This is a genomic window from Pedobacter sp. Leaf194 (assembly GCF_001423945.1).
In the GTDB taxonomy this organism is placed as follows: Bacteria; Bacteroidota; Bacteroidia; order Sphingobacteriales; family Sphingobacteriaceae; genus Pedobacter.
Genome location: NZ_LMPU01000008.1, coordinates 179,503 through 195,902, shown reverse-complemented (window position 1 = coordinate 195,902; position 16,400 = coordinate 179,503). Strand labels below are relative to the sequence as shown.

The following is a 16,400-nucleotide window of genomic DNA, read 5'->3' as shown; positions in this document are numbered from 1 at the left end:
GTACTTATGGAAAGAAAATTAAAAGACAAAAGGATAGTGCTTCTGGCGCTTCCATTAATTATCCTGCCTTTTTTGGCCCTAGGATTTTTTGCCCTAGACGGCGGCAAAGCAAAAGATTCAAATCAGGTATCATCAGGTATAAATCCCTCCTTACCCTCGGCAAAGTTCAAAAACGATGACCCAGTAGATAAAATGGGATTTTATGAATCCAGTAGTAAGGATTCGTTAAGGAAATTGGGCGAGCGGAGGCTTGCCGAAAATATTGGAAAGCTTCAACCAGTGGGGGACGTAGAACTCAAAAGCCGGGATATCGATGACCGGTTAAGAAGGATTGCCGCGGAGCTTGAAAGTACCGGGGCGGAGCCAAATCTTTCAAAGCAGGCGAGCCAGAAAAAAGAAGGCTTCGGGATGAAAAACGATGTCGATCGGCTTGAGTTATTGATGAAAACGATGCAGGCACCCAAAGGTGAAGATGAAGAATTAAAGCAGCTCACGACCTTAATGGAAAAAATTGCCGAGGTTCAAAATCCGCAAGCTGTAAAGCTTTCAACACAAAATGGTGACGCCACCAGTCCCGGGACTTTGTTCTCTGCCATCCGCGGGCTGGTTTTAGATAAGCAGGTCTTACAACAGGGTTCTTCCATGCAGGTAAAACTTTTGGACAGTGCTTTGCTTAACGGAGTCATGATCCCTTCCGGGACAATGTTATTTGGACTTTGCCAACTGACCAATCAGCGTCTCCTGTTGGATATTAAGACCATAAGAATAGAAAACCGGATTATCCCGGTAGATCTAACCCTCTACGGTCTTGATGGCATAAAGGGAATTTTTGCCCCCGATGCTGTCCTAGCCGGCGCATTAAATAACGGTACAGACAACGCTGTGCGTGGCATGAATGTCATCACGATGGACGGCTCAATGGCTGGACAAGTCGCGGGCGCAGGCATAGACGCAGCAAAAAGCCTCTTTTCGAAAAAAGTTAAACGCGTAAAAATTAAAATTAAAACCGGGCTGGAGGTACTCATCCGAAATAACGGCGATAAGCGGAAGGCGGGTAATGATTAGCCGTCACAAAGCGCAGCAAATCGCAGACGTATCTGAGCAAATTCAACAACTCGGTCTCTTTGATAAATCGCTGGTCCCTTTTGTCTCAAAATTATACGATGCCCCATGGGAAGAGCCGACCCTATTACTGGATAAGCAGCTCGCTGGTAAACAGGTTAAAATAGAACTGATCCTCTCCAGCAATCCAGAAATGAAAATCAGTTTGGCCTCCTACGCCCTTATAATTGAGCAACCGGTCATCAATCATGGAGCCATGGAAAATAATGGCGTGCATTCTGCGGTGCTAGAAGGACGCATGAAAGTATTGAACTGGAAGAATTATGGGCGGGCAGAGGTTGAAGACTATCGCCTGTTTGCATCTCAGCAACAAGCAATGGATCGGGTGCTTAGCGAACTAGCTAAGTTTCGCGGAAGAGGCGATGATAGTGGGCTATCTGAGGATTCAAGGGTAGAAGGAATCGCTATGAGGCTTGAAAAATCCTACTTAACCGGTACTCCACTCGACCATATTGTCCAGGGACACGCAAGAAAATCTCAGGGATATGACAGCAAAATTTTTTTTCCACCATGGGTAGACTTCCGGGATGTGGAAAAGCACGGCCAAAGTTTAAAAACACTTGAACAGTTTAGCTGGCAATGTTATTTACAACAATTTAATAATCCAAATATTATGAACCAAAAGAATCTAGAATCATTGAAAACCGAACTCTCTTCACTTGGGTTCCCCGAGCATTTGCATGAAAAGATGGAAATGCAAATGAAAAATAATGTGCCCGAGTTTGAGCTTAATGACCGAATGACGGGAACAAAAGGACAGGTTGACTTCCAACTCTTTTTCAGGCAGTCTTCTCAGTCAGATTTTTATTACCTTAATAAATTTGAAGTAATGCTTACCGAAGGTAAGGGACTTGAAAAAGACCAGTCCTATCTTATTATTGCTCCATCCATCGATCAGGGAAAGAACACAGTAATAAAATATGATAATGCTGCGCAGGCGATTGATGTTTTTAAAAAGCAGACCGGCAAGGCGGAACTGGCAATCGGTACCTCAGAGCAAAACAGCAATAGGATGGCTGCCATGGACGAGGGCAAGATTTCTTTTGTCGACAAAGATTTTTCACGGATACTCAGAAACCCACCCGTAGGGCAGACGTTCTGGTTAGACAGGGGTAAGGGATTTTCTGCCTCACAAGCACTTAACCTGATAGAAGGTAGGGCGGTGTATCGCGATGATATGTTGTCGAAGGAGGGTGCGGCCTATAAAGCATGGATGAAGCTTGACCTGGATGGTCCAAGGGATAAGTATATGAATTTTAATGTCAACCAATATCACGACCCTTCCTATGGCTTTGATCTTAAAGAGGTATTGGAAAGGTTCCCATTTAAAGAATTAGCGAACGAAAAATTGAGCGAGAAGCTGGAGTCAAGTCTCAAAAATGGTGACCGTGCAGCAGTTTCTATCGAAAAAGATGGTAACCTTTTAGCGCTTAAAATTGAAGCAGTTCCACGTTATAGCCAATTGAATGTTTTCAATCTTGAGGGTAAAAGCGAAAAGCGTGAACAGTTCTTGAAAGAACAGATAAATGAGAAAATATCCGATAAGTCCAACACAAAAGCGAAGGTCGCCGGCAAGGAGCAAAGTGTCGGACTTTAAAATCTTTTCTTACATTAGACATAAAAAAAACTATTAATAAACTTATTGGCGAAAGCCTGATAACAAAAACAAGAAAAATGGACAAATTTTCAAAATTAAAAGAACTGGTTTCAGCTGTGGAGACTGATGTAACCAAGTTTCATGATGCCAATAATGGTGCTGCTGGTACCAGAGTTCGCAAGGCAATGCAGGAACTGAAGGTTCTAGCGCAGGAAATACGCGCTGAAGTAACAGAAAAGAAAAATTCTGCAAAGTAACAAAACGAATTAAGCTTGCAAGCCGTGGTCACTTCGATCACGGCTTTTTTAGCTAGCAGGTTTTAAAAAAAAATTACCGCTCCTAGTACACAGACTAAAAATTTCCTTGAGTGGTTCATAAATTATGATTGAGAACCTCATTTTCCTTTTGTATGCTTATGAGGCTTCAGTGATGGCGTGTTACCTGGTGTTTCCTTGTTGTCATGCTGACGTTTATCCGGTTTTCCGGTAGATACAGCGGTTCTTTTTGGACCTGGTTTGATTCCCATAACGTTCTGTTTTTAAGTGAATTAATCGCTAAAGATAACAAATATTTTAAAACCGAAAATCATGAAGTTTTGAACATTCGTACTTTCTTTACTTTTAGAATCCTCCTGGTATACTTTTGTTGAGAGATTATTTTTACTACACGATTCAAAGTCAATGAATTAAAGATATTCATTGACTTTGAGTTATGAGTGAAGCTGTTGCGGATCTCTACACTTATGGATTTCATCATTTGTACCCTGATATTGCTATGAAGTCAACGATTGTCAGTCGAAGGATAGATCATATTTATTAAGCAGAGAATATTATTTTCCAGGTATAATATTTAGTTGACTCACTCTAAATAGCCCGAAACCTCCGTTCAATTCGCCGAAATCAAAAATTAGGGTGATTGTGAATTTTACTGTTAAAGCTTTCTTGATTTTAATAATATTATGTCGGAGACTTCAATTAATCCGGTACAAATTTAGGTTCAACAACCGGCACGCAGAAGAAATTCCGGCATAAACCCGCCTGTGGCAATCCCCGCATTCCCATTTATTCCGTTGCTTCTTCATGCTTTGGCGGTCGTAAAACCTGTGGCGGCACCATAATTAAATTAAAATATTATGGAAAATGCATTGTATCAGCTAGCCGAAATCGAAATCAGCTACAAACCAAAGTTTAAAGCTTCTCAAAGACCGGAAATCGACTGTTCGCTTAGAGCTTACCATGTTCTGCTCAGTAACTGGAACCTGGATAGAATTGAGCTTTTAGAAGAATTCAAAATTTTGTTGCTTAACCGGAGGAATGAGGTGCTTGGCATGGTGAATATCTCTCAAGGGGGAATTTCTGGGACAGTTGCAGATGCAAAGATTATCTTTGCGATTGCGCTCAAAGCTTGTGCAAGTGGCATCATTCTTTCCCATAACCATCCTTCGGGAGAATCGGATGCCAGTGAGGCTGATATTGCCCTTACCCGACGACTCGTTGAGGTGGGCAAGCTGCTAGAAATCAAGCTGCTTGATCATATCATAGTTTGCCCTGATACTTACCTAAGCTTTAAAGATGAAGGGATAATGTAGTTTTTAGCTTCTGTGAGCGATTCACAGAAGCTAATTTTTCGTTCTATTTATCTCTCAAGCCCCGGGCCCGAGCTTAGGCTATGCACGAAAATCTGTTTGGCAAATCCCGGACTTCAGTTAGTGCTTTAAAGTGTATCAATCCGGTATGACGCTATGAGGATATCTAGCACAGATTAAGTTAAACAAGTCTCATTTTTTGTAAAGGTTATACCGTGACATTTTACAAGAAATGGAGGTAGCCAGCTTGTCGGATTTATCGAAGTACCGGATGTAGACCCGTTTTTCTCTACTGTTGCTGATTACCTTTTTTCTAAGTTTATCGCCTCTGAAAGGCTTCAAGAATTAATCAAAAAGGAAATCGAAATGCAAAAAGGTGGGGAAGATGCTTCGCTAAAGAATGCATTTAAAGAATTAAAATGGACAGGGGAGGCCGTCAACATGGTGGAACTGGTTTATGGTGTTTACGAAACTGGTCAGGTAAATGGGGGCAAAATCAGCTTATCCGAACTCATGGAGTTTTTTGGGCAAGCTCTTCCGGTAAATATCTCTGGCTATTTCAAGCGCTTTGCAGATATTAAAAGGCGCAAATCAATGAGCAAAACACGCTACTTGGATGAAATGCAACAGCTTGTCGCCAAACGAATTGAGGATAGTGACGCTTGGAACCCTGATGACCAAAAAAGAAAATATGGCTTTTAGGTCCCATATTTCCATTAATAGAATGAAAAAATGGAACAGGCCAACGCTGATAATCACATTTTATACTGGGTGATAGCCTTTTAACGCAATTTACTGTAAGTAAAGTCTTTTGAAAAGATTACTGTTCATTTGCCGCTTTGTTCATGGATTTCTGAAAAAAATATATAAATATGCATTATCTTTTTTTTTCACAAAGTTAAGTTGATGGGTCGGCATCTAAAGCTTGCTGAAAAATAATAGCTAAGGTGCGTGAAGAAAATTATAAATCTCTTTTTAAGTTATGTCAGATATACGAGATAGGCCAGCAGATTATTATATCGATGGCAGTGGTATTACCGAAGACTTTGAACTTCATCTTAAACCAAAGCACAATAAGCGGATATTGTTTTCAGCACCTTTTGGCGCTGGAAAAACTTACTTTCTAAAACAATTTTTTGATACTACTACAGAGTACATTAGCATCAAACTCTATCCAGTTGACTATAGTGTTTCTAGTAATGAAGATATCTTTGAACTGATAAAGCATGATTTACTGACCTATCTGATGGAGAATTTCGGTGAAGAAATCGCCCTTGATAAACAGGATGTCGATTTGCTGGTTGCTGGCAAGATGTGGTTAGATGCTAAACTTGACGTTTTTCCATTTCTACCTGCCTTGTCTAAATTACTCCCAGGTTCGCAGTTAGAATCTGAACTGATTGTTGAGCTAAAAAATGCTTTCAACCAGATTGCTAAACATAAAAACGGTTTATCGATAAATGAACAGGAGATTATCATTAAGTATCTTGCTGAGGAGAAGCTACGTTCCGGCTCAATTAGAGAAATTGATGGCCTTACTGGCCGAATTCGTGAATTCCTGAAAAGGATAAGAAAGGCTAGGGGTGGGAAGGAAATTGTTTTAATCATCGATGATATGGATAGGCTAGATCCAGATCATATTTTTCGGTTATTCAATATTTTTTCGGCACATCACGAGGGCGAAACTGAAGAAAATAAGTTTGGATTTAATAAAGTGATTTTTGTATGCGATATTGCCAATATACACCACATCTTTGTTCATAAATATGGTCCTTCAGTTGATTTTCAGGGTTATATAAATAAATTTTACTCCTCTGAAATTTATAAGTTTGATTTTAGGTTTTACTTAAGCGAAAATGCTGCATCATTTTTTATTAAAAATATAATTCATCGTATGGGTGGTGATATCGAAGGTTCACCAAATTCTATATATAATATTTCTCGGATAGAACCCGAGTTTGCAAAGGTTTTGCAATACATGATTAAAGGGCTTATTACTATTGAATCCATTAAGGTCCGAAATTTTACTAAGCTTAGGACTTATGAAATGCCAACAGGGGTTTTTGAAATTTTAAACGGGAGAAGGTTTTATGACAGGGATTTCCCATTTTTAATCATGATTCATGTTTTGAGGCAGTTTTATCCGAGAGTGGAGGATCTGACTCCAGAGCTTTTGAGGTTATCCAAAGAATTTAATTCTGATTATGAACAATCCGAGGCAGATAGCTACAACGACCCACATTCTAAACTGCTTATCCAGTGGTCTGTGCCATTTATTGTGGGTGATTATGTTGTTCTGAAGAATTTGGAGAACTCTAATAACATCCATTTTGAAATTAGCAATGAACATAACACGATCTTGAGAGGTGCACTCATTTCCTCAGTCGAAGGAGGTTACCGAATGACTAATCTTTTTAAAAATTCGTTGGATGATAAATTCTATGTTAAACGGCCCAATCCTTACTGGTTTATGCATCAAGCGCTTCTAAATACTTTGAGAAATGGTATTGTTCGAGATACTGACTGATTTGGTGGTAGATTACCTATGTTGAGCTTGGAAATACCTGCTCAGGCACAATGATGCGCATTGGTACTATAAAACTTTAAGCAACAAAACAATATATTACAAGTAGTGGCTGCAAGCAAGGTTTTCGTTGTTGTGAAAGGTGGACGCTAGCTGCTGCCAAAATCTGAGCGAAATATTCACATCAGGAAGCGGACGGGGCTGGGATCGAGCTATATGGGTATTTATTCAATATGCTATATTAAGAAAAACTTATGTCGAAAATTATCTAAATAACGATTCGAATATCCCCACCATATAAATAACGATTTTTTGGGCTCTAGGTTTACATTTAAATCAACTAGATAAATTTTTTATTAAATAATTTGCTTAAAAAAGTTCAGATTTCTCATTTGTGAAATTGAGCAAGGTCACAATCAAATCCTTACCCAGATCTGGTATTTTATCCAACGGTTCAGCCATTTTGCCATCACTCAATCTATATGTTGTAACTTCCTTATGCACAAGATTAACAAGTAATGAGGCTAAAGAAAACACCTTTGGCCCAATCGGTGCGACGACGACTCTATAGTTAGTACTTATCAAATAGTTGATTAATGTTTCCATCGTACTAAGGAGAGGTGAAATATTTGCCAAATCATAGTAGATAATATTTTCAGGTTTGGTAATTTTAATCAACTTTTCATTATTTTTTCTGACCTTTTCAAAGAACTCACTACTACTGACCTTGCCAGTAATAAACAAATACATATCCTTATCATCATTTTGAAAATATTCATGTAAACCCAGAGCCTTGTCTTCTTCATAGCCTAATCCAATTAAAAGTGCAATTTTTTTGTCTGTTGATTGGATTGGATCAAAAAGCGGTATAGGCTGATTAAAGAAGAGTGGCTTACTTTTACCCGGGTCAATGTACTTGGCCTGAGTATAACTAAAATATATTTCCACCTCATCAAAATGGGAAGAAAAGTCCTTAAAATACTTCAAAATGGATGCATACATTATTGTTGTCATGCATGAATAATCAAAAAGAATTTTTAAGCGCGTCTTTTTTGATCCCAAAAAAAGATCATGATAAATGTTTGTATAATCAATAATATTATTGGTATCAGCAGGAAAAAACCTAAATCCTTGACTGAAAAACAGCTCATCCGCTCTTTTTTTTGATGGTGCTATCCTATCACTAAAGGAAAAACAAATCTTCTTTGCAGCATCATTTATGGACCAGTCTAGTTGAGAGATAATATGGATACATCTGCTTTCAAATCCTGATGCACAGAATATAAAATCAAATGCCAGATTTGAAATGCATTTTCTCTCTATTTGTTTTACAAAATTTACATTCATTAGTCCAGGCTTAACTGATTGTTTTTGTGGTTTGTCAATATATTATTCAGCTTAACGCTACTATAAAGCCTCAGTGGAAGCTTAAAGTTTGGGTGTAATAAATACGATAAGCGATAACGCGTCGAACTGTCATTAACGATATCATTTGCATTTTTGTCAATTTTCACGAATGCACCTAGACTAATCCCTAGCTCAAGCAAACTCAAAATTGGTTTTGGGACAATATCTTCCTTGAAAAAAAAGCTGTTCGCAGGGTGTAGCTTAAAGAAACCATAATTAATCTCAGTTTCAAAATATTGGCCAACTTTGTTGATTAGCCATTCCAAATCAATCACGCTCCGGTTGAATTCTACCGATGTGGGATAAGTGTTTAGCATAGCTCTGAATCTACTTGAAACACCTTTGACAACATTTGCTTGCTCCTCTGGCGCAAACGTTAGGTTGTCAATGTCTCGATACTTTTCCGTCTTAATTAATAAGTCATTGATAATATTAATGATAAATCTCGGATTACCTTCACAAACCTTAAATATCGTTTCTTTACCGTAATAGATCGGATACTCTTTTCTTGATCTTCCTTTTATGATTTTAGAACTTTTAAACTTGCTAAATATTAGACGGTTAATCGCAATCTCTTTACCTTTTCTTATGAAGGAATCATAATTGCCTTGATTGTTAGGCTCAGGGTCATCAGGATCAATTTTACGCTTCTTCAATTGAAAGTTAAGACCTGTGTCATGGGCCGCCAATTCCTTAAATACGTGCCAGGTCAAGGAATTTCTTTGACCTTCATTAGCCGTCCTATCAATTTCAAAATTGAATTCCTTAAGTGCATAAATCGAATAATCAAGTGAACCAAAAATCCTGGTAAAATCAATTTCAACGTATTTTTTTAAATTATTTTTCTCACGATAGGCAAATATCCTTTCTTTCGCTATTTCCTCACAAAATAAAGAATATCTTGATTCTTCAGATGATGAAAATGGCCACATTTTCACAACCTCGTAGTCGTGGAATACTTGTGCGATATCGGTTTTAAATTCTGTCAAAGGACTAGCACTTAGCTTAAAAACAATATTTGGTGGGGCTATTCTTAATTTTTTGATTATGCTATCGAAGAAATCCCTAGATACCAGTTCTAGTTCATCAAAGCAGAGTGCCCATTTGAGCTCTTTGCCTTCGTTAAAAATGTTTTCGAATGCTGTAATTCCATTTTTAATAGAACTCAAAAAATCGGCAAAATGAAATTGCTCAAATACGATATTTTCGTTTGGATTATATTTTTTATTGAAAACAAATTGGTTGACTTTTTCAATCAACCTCTCTCGTCTGCTTCCCAAGGCAAGCTTGATACTAGATAGGGTCGCAGCACATTCTTCAATTGACCAAAGTTCCAAAAGCTTTTCGGAAAATTCAAATTCCCTGGTCTTCCTATCATTATTTTCCATATAGGCATATTCAATATGATTTTTAATTCCTTGGCAAAAATTTGAAAAAATATTTGTTGTGTTCAATGCCATGGAAATAAAATCAACCAACTGCACATCGTTTTTTATTGTGGAGGTTACGCTTTTTAACTGGTCTTTCCATAACTCATCTGACGGAATATAAATTGCAATAAAGGGAACATTTTCCTTCAAACTCAAATCCCTAGCTGTCTTCGGCCTCCAATTTTTAATTGCAGGGGTGGTTAGCATCTTAAACATGGTTGTTTTTCCACACCCTCTGGGTCCAAGAACAAACGTATGATTGTTTTTCGCTATTGAAAAGAAATCATCGTTTGAGACGAAAGTTTCTGCCACCTCCTCCTGAGTGCTATTTTTAGCGTTGAAGTTATCAAATAATGCGCTATCAATTTTCATTATTTTGGCAATTTAAAGTGAACAAATGTTGGTTCATTGAAGCTTGTAGGAGAAATAAGAATGTTTTTAGATTTTAACAACCCTTTTAACTTCTCAATATCTGAAGGGATTACATAGTTAAGGTCAGGAAAATCATTGAGCAAATCAGTCCATTCACAATAACGTTCTCCACTCTGTTGAAACCACAATAGGATTTCATTTGCTGTGGTTTTTAAATCAACAAGTGCGCCGAAACCAACCCTTGACTCAAAATAATTATTTTTAACCCCTTGCATCCAGCCCTTTGTAGGTATGAAAAACCAAGTATCAATAATTCCCTTTCCGATTTTACCGCCATCAGTTTCAAAGGAAATAATATGAAATGCATTCATCGCACCTTGTAATAACTGTGTCTTAAATGCAGAGAAACTTCCTGAAGAGAAAATAACAGGAGGGTTGCTGCCCCCTTGCGCATATCTAATTCGTGGATCGTGTTTATGGCCGTGAATAATCATATCAAAATTGAACTTATCCAATAGTGCAATCAACTCATCTCCATTATGCATAAAGTCTTTACTTCCACTCCCAAAATGTGAATGCTCAATTGGATTATGATGACACATCGCAATATTTAGTTTTTCATCATCAATTTTTGCTAACTCAACCTCAAGCTCATTAATTGCTTCTTGAGATATCAAACCGTTTTTCGCTGATTCCACATCAACATGATTATGAACCGTGTTGATAACAACAACCCTGATATGTTCTTGTTCTAGAATAATATAACCTTTCTCCCAAAAAAAATCGTTTTGCTTAGGATCTTGAAAAGGAAAATCCTTGGACAAATTTTTAATGTGATGAAAGGCTCCAAGTCCAAAATTATTTCTGGAATCAACATCATGATTTCCAATGTTTGGTATGATTATTTGAGCCTTTAGTAATTTACCAAGCTCCTTCGTGATATTCCAACCAAGCTTTAGCCCTTCAGAATCACATTTATTGGCAAAATCTCCTGGGGCTAATAAAATGTCAACATTTATATCTGGATTCTCTTTTAAAAATTTCTTAAATGACTTATTAGGATCTTGAAAGAGAGCGACCTCAACGTCTGTTAAAATATAAGATTCTTGGGTCTTATCATTGTTATCCAGATTGTGACAGTGTAGGTCACTAATAATACCAATTTTAAATTGCATTGAGGCGTGTTATGAGGGTTGTTAATTTCAGGATAATATAAAATTCATTTTCAATATTTACTAAAGTAAATGAAAATAATTGTGCTTTCGGGTGAAATTAGATTTTTCCCGCAAATGATAATTTTCATCAAGTTCATACTTGGATTCAATGTCTAGTCTATTGAGTTGCTCAAACACGTATTCGAGATATGCTTCATCATAAACCTCAGCATATTGAAGAATCGTGTCGCCCCACCATTCATTAACCATCGGTTCGATAAGTCCATAGCCAAATTTTAAAGCAAAGTCATTAAGTGCAATAGGGGGAACCCCTAAATGAATAATCTGATTTCTAACCTTTCCAAATTGATTAAACAACTCCAGACCTTTAATTTTGTATCCCGTACTTGCCCAAAGTCTCTCTGGAAGATCATTGAAAGCAATCGTTTGACCTTTTTCTAATAGGTCAAGAAAACCTAATCGGTTGTTAGTGGAAATCGTTGATTTTGGAATATTTGAAAAAATTAACAGTGGATGCTCTTCCGCGATCTTCGCCTTAATAATTAATTCTGTACCGTGACCAATGTGAACAATAGCCATAGCATGACTATAAGGATTCATCATTTCATTAAAGGTTGCATTAACTAGACCCTTGCCTAACATATGAAGGCCAAAGTCTATCATGTGATTTACCAGTTCCTCTTTAGTTTCTTTTGTCATATTTCAAGTCACATTGATTGCAAATAACAAACTAAGATAGTAATTTTTAAAAATGGTCGAAGAAGTTCTTTGTTTGCGATTGCGTATAGAGAACATAATATTGCTCGTAGAGCAATTGAGCGGAGACTTCTGTAGGTATCAAACTTAAGAAGTTAAACAAATGTCTCACGAAGTGAACAGTAGGAAAGATTTAAACTAAAGCAAGCTGAGGAGATAGTGATATTATAACACAAGCAGTTACTTGTATTCAAAAAGGAGTTGCAGATATAAAACCTAATGCTTAAATTTGTGTTAATACAAAAGGAGGTAATGCAATGAGTGATAAAGATATCGATTTACTGATTGAGTTAGCTAATGCTAAACTTAATAAAGGTGTTTCTGGAAAAGAAGCATTGGATTCTTTTGTAAATGCGGGTATATTAAATACTGCAGGTACTTATACAGAACCGTATAGGGAACTTGAAGAAATAGCTCAATAATTACTTTTCTATGTATGACATCCGCCCCAATTTAGTTATTGGATTTCATGGATGTGATAAATCAATTGCCGATAAGCTTATTACCAATCAAGCCGTAATTGAAAAAAGCGAAAAACCTTATGACTGGTTAGGACATGGAATGTACTTCTGGGAAAATAACCTGGAGCGTGCAAGACAATGGGCTGAGGATAAACAGCGAAGGGGCGAAATTAAGGAAGCTGGCGTTGTTGGTGCAGTGTTGCAACTTGGTAATTGCCTAGATTTTTTGGATAGCAAGTATTTAAACCTCTTAGCGGTTTATTATAAATTAATGGTCGCTAACTTAATTGTCCTTTAATGCTTCCGCTAATGACAGCTGATGTTGCAATTCAAGCGCGCTGACAGTTTCCTGGTTCAATTTTAGCAAGGCTTCTAGTTCGCTGAACGATTTGTTTATGTGGAAAGAAGCCAGCAGATCCGTAATCACTTCTTTTACCCGCTCTGCCAGCAAAAAATAGAACAGTATCAAAACGACAAAAAATATATAATGGCTCAATATTCCATGATTTTTAGTCAGCGTCCCATGACCAGTCAATAAAGACCACATAAAATCAGCAAGCACAGGAACAGCAATCAGTGGCGCTAGGAAAGCTACCTTGGAAGTCATAAGCACTCGTCGCCTGACTAGTTCCAGCTTCGCCAGGCGAACCTCAAAACGGCTATCGAGAGGGGAAGTCCGGTTAGAAAGCATTTGCTCAATTCTTTCCAGTGACTTTCCATAAGCAATATTGACCGTGCTGAGCTCCTCTGTCAGCACAGATTCAGCGGCGTTAAGTTTTTCCTGCTCGAAGACAATTGACTCCTGTTCAGCAATCAGCTTCTCCATTAACTCCAAATCATCGGGTATCCCCCGGGAAAGCTTCTGTTCTGCAGCAATAATGCGGTTGTCAATCTGCTTAAACTGGATCTTTAAACCCTGAAGACGCTCTTCGCAGCCGGTTTTGTGCTTAAGATAGTCTCTTTTTGCCGACCTTAGGTCAAGCATGTATTCAAAGCGGATAAGCTGCTCTTCATTCGCTTCAAGCCTTAAAAAAAACTGTTTCAGCAACTCCAGTTTTTCCTCCGGCGGAATGTTTTTATTCGATATTGCTTCATTCAAAGTTTTTAAATCTGCTCTGTTAAGGGGACTCGCTGGCGTGTGCATATAAATAAAATTGTTTAAAAATATGAAAAATAAAAATGAGCTTTGATGAAGATTTTTCAATCGTTTACAGTTCATGTAAGGGTGGAAGCCCAGGTAATCATCACGGAATTGACTGAACTTCCTCAATAAATCGACTCACAACGAAATAACTAGCGCCATTGGGAAAATGTCGTTAATTGCAGGAGGGATAAAACATGCGATTATTTGAATAGTCGAATTACCCTAAAACCCTGTGGTACTTTTGAAATCCATGTGCATAAAAGAAGTTAGTTCACCTAGCTCTAGCCTCTTCAGCAACGCCGCCAAGTATTCTAATATAAGTTGCAAAGTCGAGGTTTTATACTCGCCCGCAAGCGAATTAATAATTTTTAGCATAACAGAAAGAGGCCTTTAGAAATTTTATCGGAAACCTGAAATCATCACTTGACAACCATTGCCGGATAGAAAACATTGATGGAAGTATCTTTATCTCTCCAGGACTTTGCCGCTAATTAGTTTTTTATGTGGTTCAAATCATAAGCTTTGAGCTTCTTCGATCTAATCTAGATCACAGCCTAATCATGGCATATTCGCGTCTGACACCGGATTTCTGCGGGTCTTCATTTTATTTTTCACAATTATTAAATCCTTATTCTTTCAACCGTATATTTGCGAACTAATTTTTTTAGTAATTTGGCAATAAGCATGGCAGGAAAAAATAAGTTGGTTTCTCCTTTTATTAAGTGGGTTGGCGGTAAAAGACAGCTAATTGATAAGATATCGCCTCATTTGCCAAAGCAGCTTAGTGCTTATACGTATATCGAACCCTTTATTGGTGGAGGTGCTGTTCTTTTTCACCTTCAGCCTAAAAAAGCAATAATAAATGACTTTAATGCAGAGCTCATCAACGTTTACCTTACGATAAGAGATGATGTCGAGGCGTTGATTGCCCATTTGAAAAGCCACGAAAATACATCGGATTATTTTTACACAATTCGCTCATTAGACAGGCTTGAAGGCTTTAAGCAAAAAGGGCTAATCGATCGCGCATCGAGATTTATCTTCCTGAATAAAACCTGTTTCAACGGGCTCTACCGCGTCAATCGGGCCGGCGAGTTTAATACCCCATTTGGCCGGTACAAGAATCCAAATATTGTCAATGAGCCTACTTTGAGAGCGGTTAGCCGATATTTGAATGAAAGTGAGGTTTCCATTTTTAATGGGGATTATGCCCAGGTGCTTGATCTGGCTGATCGGAAATCGTTCGTCTACCTCGACCCGCCGTATCATCCGCTATCAGAAAGCTCAAATTTTACCGGCTACATCGAGGGTGGCTGGAACGAATCACATCAGATTCGTTTAAAAGAAGCGTGCGATGACCTAACCGATAGAGGGATAAAGTTTCTATTGTCTAATTCTTCTGCACCATTCATTTTAGATTTATACCAGAATTACAGTACCACTTTAGTCAAAGCGAACCGGGCAATAAATTCCAATGGCGCGGGGCGTGGGAAAGTCGATGAAGTTTTAATTCGTAATTATGAGCTCTAGAAACGATGTTGCATGGGAAAAAATATTCCGTAAGTATAATATACTGCAAAGTGTGACTAGTGAGGGCCACATCTTTATCTCCTCCACTGCAATCAATGAATTTAGGGAAGCACGGTTAATGACCAAGTTTGACCACGCTTCCCAGCTGCCCGCACTTTTCTCATCAAACAACTTATCCATTCTGCCCGTCTCTAGGGGTGGATATATAATTGGCACCTTTGAGACTTTTGAAAAATTCAACAAAGACGAGGTAGACCTTACTTCTATTTCTTTTCCGCAGAACCTGGAAAGCCTGGATTACAAATCGATTTCAAGTGAGTCTACGGCAATCAACTGTGCATTCGTCTCAGGCATACTACAGGATTTCACAGGCGAACAAAATCTCATCCCAACCGTAAACGGGCGCATGAGCTCTTCTTCGTTCGAGTTTGTAATCAATGATGCCAAGGGCAACTTCACTGTTGGGGTAGCAAATTCGCAGGTGGAAATCGATGGGGGATATGAAGGAGAAAATTCGCTGATTTTAATCGAAGCTAAAAATTACATCTCCGACGATTTTCTAGTGCGCCAGATGTATTACCCTTTCAGACTCTGGAGTGGAAAAATTGCTAAAAATGTCAGGAACATCTTCCTAACATATACTAATGGGGTATTTCATTTGAGGGAATACGGGTTTCAGGATGAAAAACACTACAATTCAATATTCTTGATGCAACATAAAAAGTATGCCGTTTTAGAAGACGGCGCTTTTAATGTCGAATATCTTCAACAGTTGCTTGAAGAGCTTAAACCCATCATCGAGCCGCCAATTCCGTTCCCTCAAGCAAATAGTTTTTCACGTATCGTGAACCTTGGTGAGCTCTTTAAGGAGCATGAATGTTTAAGTAAGGAACGCATTACAGAAAACTATGATTTTGATTCCAGACAGACGGATTACTATTTAAATGCGGGAAAATACCTCGGATTGTTTGAAATAGGCAGGGACGAAGCGACAGGGCAACTTGGAGGCTTTCTTTCGGTCAGAGGACTGGAAATTTTCGATACCGATTTACTTGACAGACAAAAAGAATTTACTAAACTTATTCTGTCTCACCGCGCTTTCGCGGATTCCCTTAAACTGTACCTTGAATCCGGCGCTGAGCCGAAAAAAACCGCTATCGTGGCAATAATGAAAGCCTCCGGATTATATATGGTACGGTCTGATGCGACCTATTTCAGAAGGGCATCAACAATCTTGGGCTGGTTGAACTGGATCCTTGGGCAACTCGAAGATTAGCCCCGCCCGTGAAAATTGATC

At 38.3% G+C, this 16,400-nt stretch carries 15 protein-coding genes and 1 pseudogene; 10 read left to right on the top strand and 6 right to left on the bottom strand.

Features of this window, described 5'->3' with window-relative positions:
• Positions 1-6 precede the first annotated feature (6 nt).
• The 3 genes from traM to ASG14_RS08460 all read left to right on the top strand — a co-directional run bounded on the left by traM (position 7) and on the right by ASG14_RS08460 (position 2,976).
• Positions 7-1,065 (top strand): conjugative transposon protein TraM, encoded by a 1,059-nt coding sequence (gene traM, locus ASG14_RS08470; RefSeq protein WP_056870643.1) that lies wholly within the window; start codon positions 7-9, stop codon positions 1,063-1,065.
• Positions 1,058-2,719 (top strand): hypothetical protein, encoded by a 1,662-nt coding sequence (locus ASG14_RS08465; RefSeq protein ID WP_056870642.1) that lies wholly within the window; start codon positions 1,058-1,060, stop codon positions 2,717-2,719. Before traM ends, ASG14_RS08465 begins: the two co-directional genes overlap by 8 nt.
• A gap of 77 nt (positions 2,720-2,796) precedes the next feature.
• Entirely contained in the window at positions 2,797-2,976 is a 180-nt protein-coding gene (locus ASG14_RS08460) for a hypothetical protein (RefSeq protein ID WP_056870641.1), read from the top strand.
• A 137-nt stretch (positions 2,977-3,113) separates the two neighbouring features.
• Here ASG14_RS08460 and ASG14_RS20605 read toward each other — a convergent pair whose 3' ends face one another.
• Positions 3,114-3,245 carry a hypothetical protein gene (locus ASG14_RS20605; protein ID WP_255352785.1) on the bottom strand — a complete coding sequence of 44 codons (132 nt, stop codon included), beginning with the start codon at positions 3,243-3,245 and terminating at the stop codon, positions 3,114-3,116.
• 606 nt (positions 3,246-3,851) lie between these two features.
• On the opposite strand from ASG14_RS20605, the gene ASG14_RS08455 reads away from it, so the two are divergent.
• The 3 genes and pseudogenes from ASG14_RS08455 to ASG14_RS08445 all read left to right on the top strand — a co-directional run bounded on the left by ASG14_RS08455 (position 3,852) and on the right by ASG14_RS08445 (position 6,831).
• Positions 3,852-4,307 carry a JAB domain-containing protein gene (locus ASG14_RS08455; RefSeq protein WP_056870640.1) on the top strand — a complete coding sequence of 152 codons (456 nt, stop codon included), beginning with the start codon at positions 3,852-3,854 and terminating at the stop codon, positions 4,305-4,307.
• Between the two features lie 231 nt (positions 4,308-4,538).
• Positions 4,539-5,006: pseudogene (locus ASG14_RS08450) on the top strand (RteC domain-containing protein); the annotation flags it as partial.
• A 280-nt stretch (positions 5,007-5,286) separates the two neighbouring features.
• Positions 5,287-6,831 carry a P-loop NTPase fold protein gene (locus ASG14_RS08445; protein WP_056870638.1) on the top strand — a complete coding sequence of 515 codons (1,545 nt, stop codon included), beginning with the start codon at positions 5,287-5,289 and terminating at the stop codon, positions 6,829-6,831.
• A gap of 366 nt (positions 6,832-7,197) precedes the next feature.
• On the opposite strand, the gene ASG14_RS08440 is transcribed toward ASG14_RS08445, so the two are convergent.
• The 4 genes from ASG14_RS08440 to ASG14_RS08425 are packed head-to-tail and all read right to left on the bottom strand — an operon-like array spanning position 7,198 to position 11,911.
• Positions 7,198-8,175, bottom strand: a complete 978-nt coding sequence (locus tag ASG14_RS08440; RefSeq protein ID WP_056870637.1) for a hypothetical protein — start codon at positions 8,173-8,175, stop codon at positions 7,198-7,200.
• Entirely contained in the window at positions 8,175-10,037 is a 1,863-nt protein-coding gene (locus tag ASG14_RS08435) for a hypothetical protein (protein WP_056870636.1), read from the bottom strand. The genes ASG14_RS08440 and ASG14_RS08435 overlap by 1 nt, the downstream gene beginning before the upstream one ends.
• Positions 10,037-11,212 carry a metallophosphoesterase gene (locus tag ASG14_RS08430; protein WP_056870635.1) on the bottom strand — a complete coding sequence of 392 codons (1,176 nt, stop codon included), beginning with the start codon at positions 11,210-11,212 and terminating at the stop codon, positions 10,037-10,039. The genes ASG14_RS08435 and ASG14_RS08430 overlap by 1 nt, the downstream gene beginning before the upstream one ends.
• A gap of 60 nt (positions 11,213-11,272) precedes the next feature.
• Positions 11,273-11,911 carry a hypothetical protein gene (locus ASG14_RS08425; protein ID WP_056870634.1) on the bottom strand — a complete coding sequence of 213 codons (639 nt, stop codon included), beginning with the start codon at positions 11,909-11,911 and terminating at the stop codon, positions 11,273-11,275.
• A 314-nt stretch (positions 11,912-12,225) separates the two neighbouring features.
• Here ASG14_RS08425 and ASG14_RS20410 point away from each other — a divergent pair, with 314 nt between their 5' ends.
• Positions 12,226-12,390 carry a hypothetical protein gene (locus ASG14_RS20410; RefSeq protein WP_200940332.1) on the top strand — a complete coding sequence of 55 codons (165 nt, stop codon included), beginning with the start codon at positions 12,226-12,228 and terminating at the stop codon, positions 12,388-12,390.
• Positions 12,391-12,400: 10 nt separating this feature from the next.
• A complete protein-coding gene (locus ASG14_RS08420; RefSeq protein ID WP_056870633.1) occupies positions 12,401-12,727 on the top strand; it encodes a hypothetical protein in 327 nt (108 codons plus the stop codon).
• On the opposite strand, the gene ASG14_RS08415 is transcribed toward ASG14_RS08420, so the two are convergent.
• Positions 12,713-13,633, bottom strand: coding sequence for a hypothetical protein (locus ASG14_RS08415; protein WP_157274879.1), 921 nt, complete (start codon positions 13,631-13,633; stop codon positions 12,713-12,715). The genes ASG14_RS08420 and ASG14_RS08415 overlap by 15 nt on opposite strands.
• 624 nt (positions 13,634-14,257) lie before the next feature.
• Between ASG14_RS08415 and ASG14_RS08410 the strand changes: the two genes are divergently transcribed.
• Positions 14,258-15,103, top strand: a complete 846-nt coding sequence (locus tag ASG14_RS08410) for a DNA adenine methylase (protein ID WP_056870631.1) — start codon at positions 14,258-14,260, stop codon at positions 15,101-15,103.
• Positions 15,093-16,379 (top strand): hypothetical protein, encoded by a 1,287-nt coding sequence (locus ASG14_RS08405; RefSeq protein WP_056870630.1) that lies wholly within the window; start codon positions 15,093-15,095, stop codon positions 16,377-16,379. The genes ASG14_RS08410 and ASG14_RS08405 overlap by 11 nt, the downstream gene beginning before the upstream one ends.
• Positions 16,380-16,400 lie beyond the last annotated feature (21 nt).

Coding starts and splice junctions, on each gene's coding strand:
- ASG14_RS08460 (WP_056870641.1), top strand. CDS start 2,797: ATGGACAAATTTTCAAAATTAAAAGAACTGGTTTCAGCTGTGGAGACT.
- ASG14_RS08420 (WP_056870633.1), top strand. CDS start 12,401: ATGTATGACATCCGCCCCAATTTAGTTATTGGATTTCATGGATGTGAT.
- ASG14_RS08435 (WP_056870636.1), bottom strand. CDS start 10,037: ATGAAAATTGATAGCGCATTATTTGATAACTTCAACGCTAAAAATAGC.
- ASG14_RS08410 (WP_056870631.1), top strand. CDS start 14,258: ATGGCAGGAAAAAATAAGTTGGTTTCTCCTTTTATTAAGTGGGTTGGC.
- ASG14_RS20410 (WP_200940332.1), top strand. CDS start 12,226: ATGAGTGATAAAGATATCGATTTACTGATTGAGTTAGCTAATGCTAAA.
- ASG14_RS08440 (WP_056870637.1), bottom strand. CDS start 8,175: ATGAATGTAAATTTTGTAAAACAAATAGAGAGAAAATGCATTTCAAAT.
- ASG14_RS08465 (WP_056870642.1), top strand. CDS start 1,058: ATGATTAGCCGTCACAAAGCGCAGCAAATCGCAGACGTATCTGAGCAA.
- ASG14_RS08430 (WP_056870635.1), bottom strand. CDS start 11,212: ATGCAATTTAAAATTGGTATTATTAGTGACCTACACTGTCACAATCTG.
- ASG14_RS08455 (WP_056870640.1), top strand. CDS start 3,852: ATGGAAAATGCATTGTATCAGCTAGCCGAAATCGAAATCAGCTACAAA.
- ASG14_RS08425 (WP_056870634.1), bottom strand. CDS start 11,911: ATGACAAAAGAAACTAAAGAGGAACTGGTAAATCACATGATAGACTTT.
- ASG14_RS08405 (WP_056870630.1), top strand. CDS start 15,093: ATGAGCTCTAGAAACGATGTTGCATGGGAAAAAATATTCCGTAAGTAT.
- traM (WP_056870643.1), top strand. CDS start 7: ATGGAAAGAAAATTAAAAGACAAAAGGATAGTGCTTCTGGCGCTTCCA.
- ASG14_RS20605 (WP_255352785.1), bottom strand. CDS start 3,245: ATGGGAATCAAACCAGGTCCAAAAAGAACCGCTGTATCTACCGGAAAA.
- ASG14_RS08445 (WP_056870638.1), top strand. CDS start 5,287: ATGTCAGATATACGAGATAGGCCAGCAGATTATTATATCGATGGCAGT.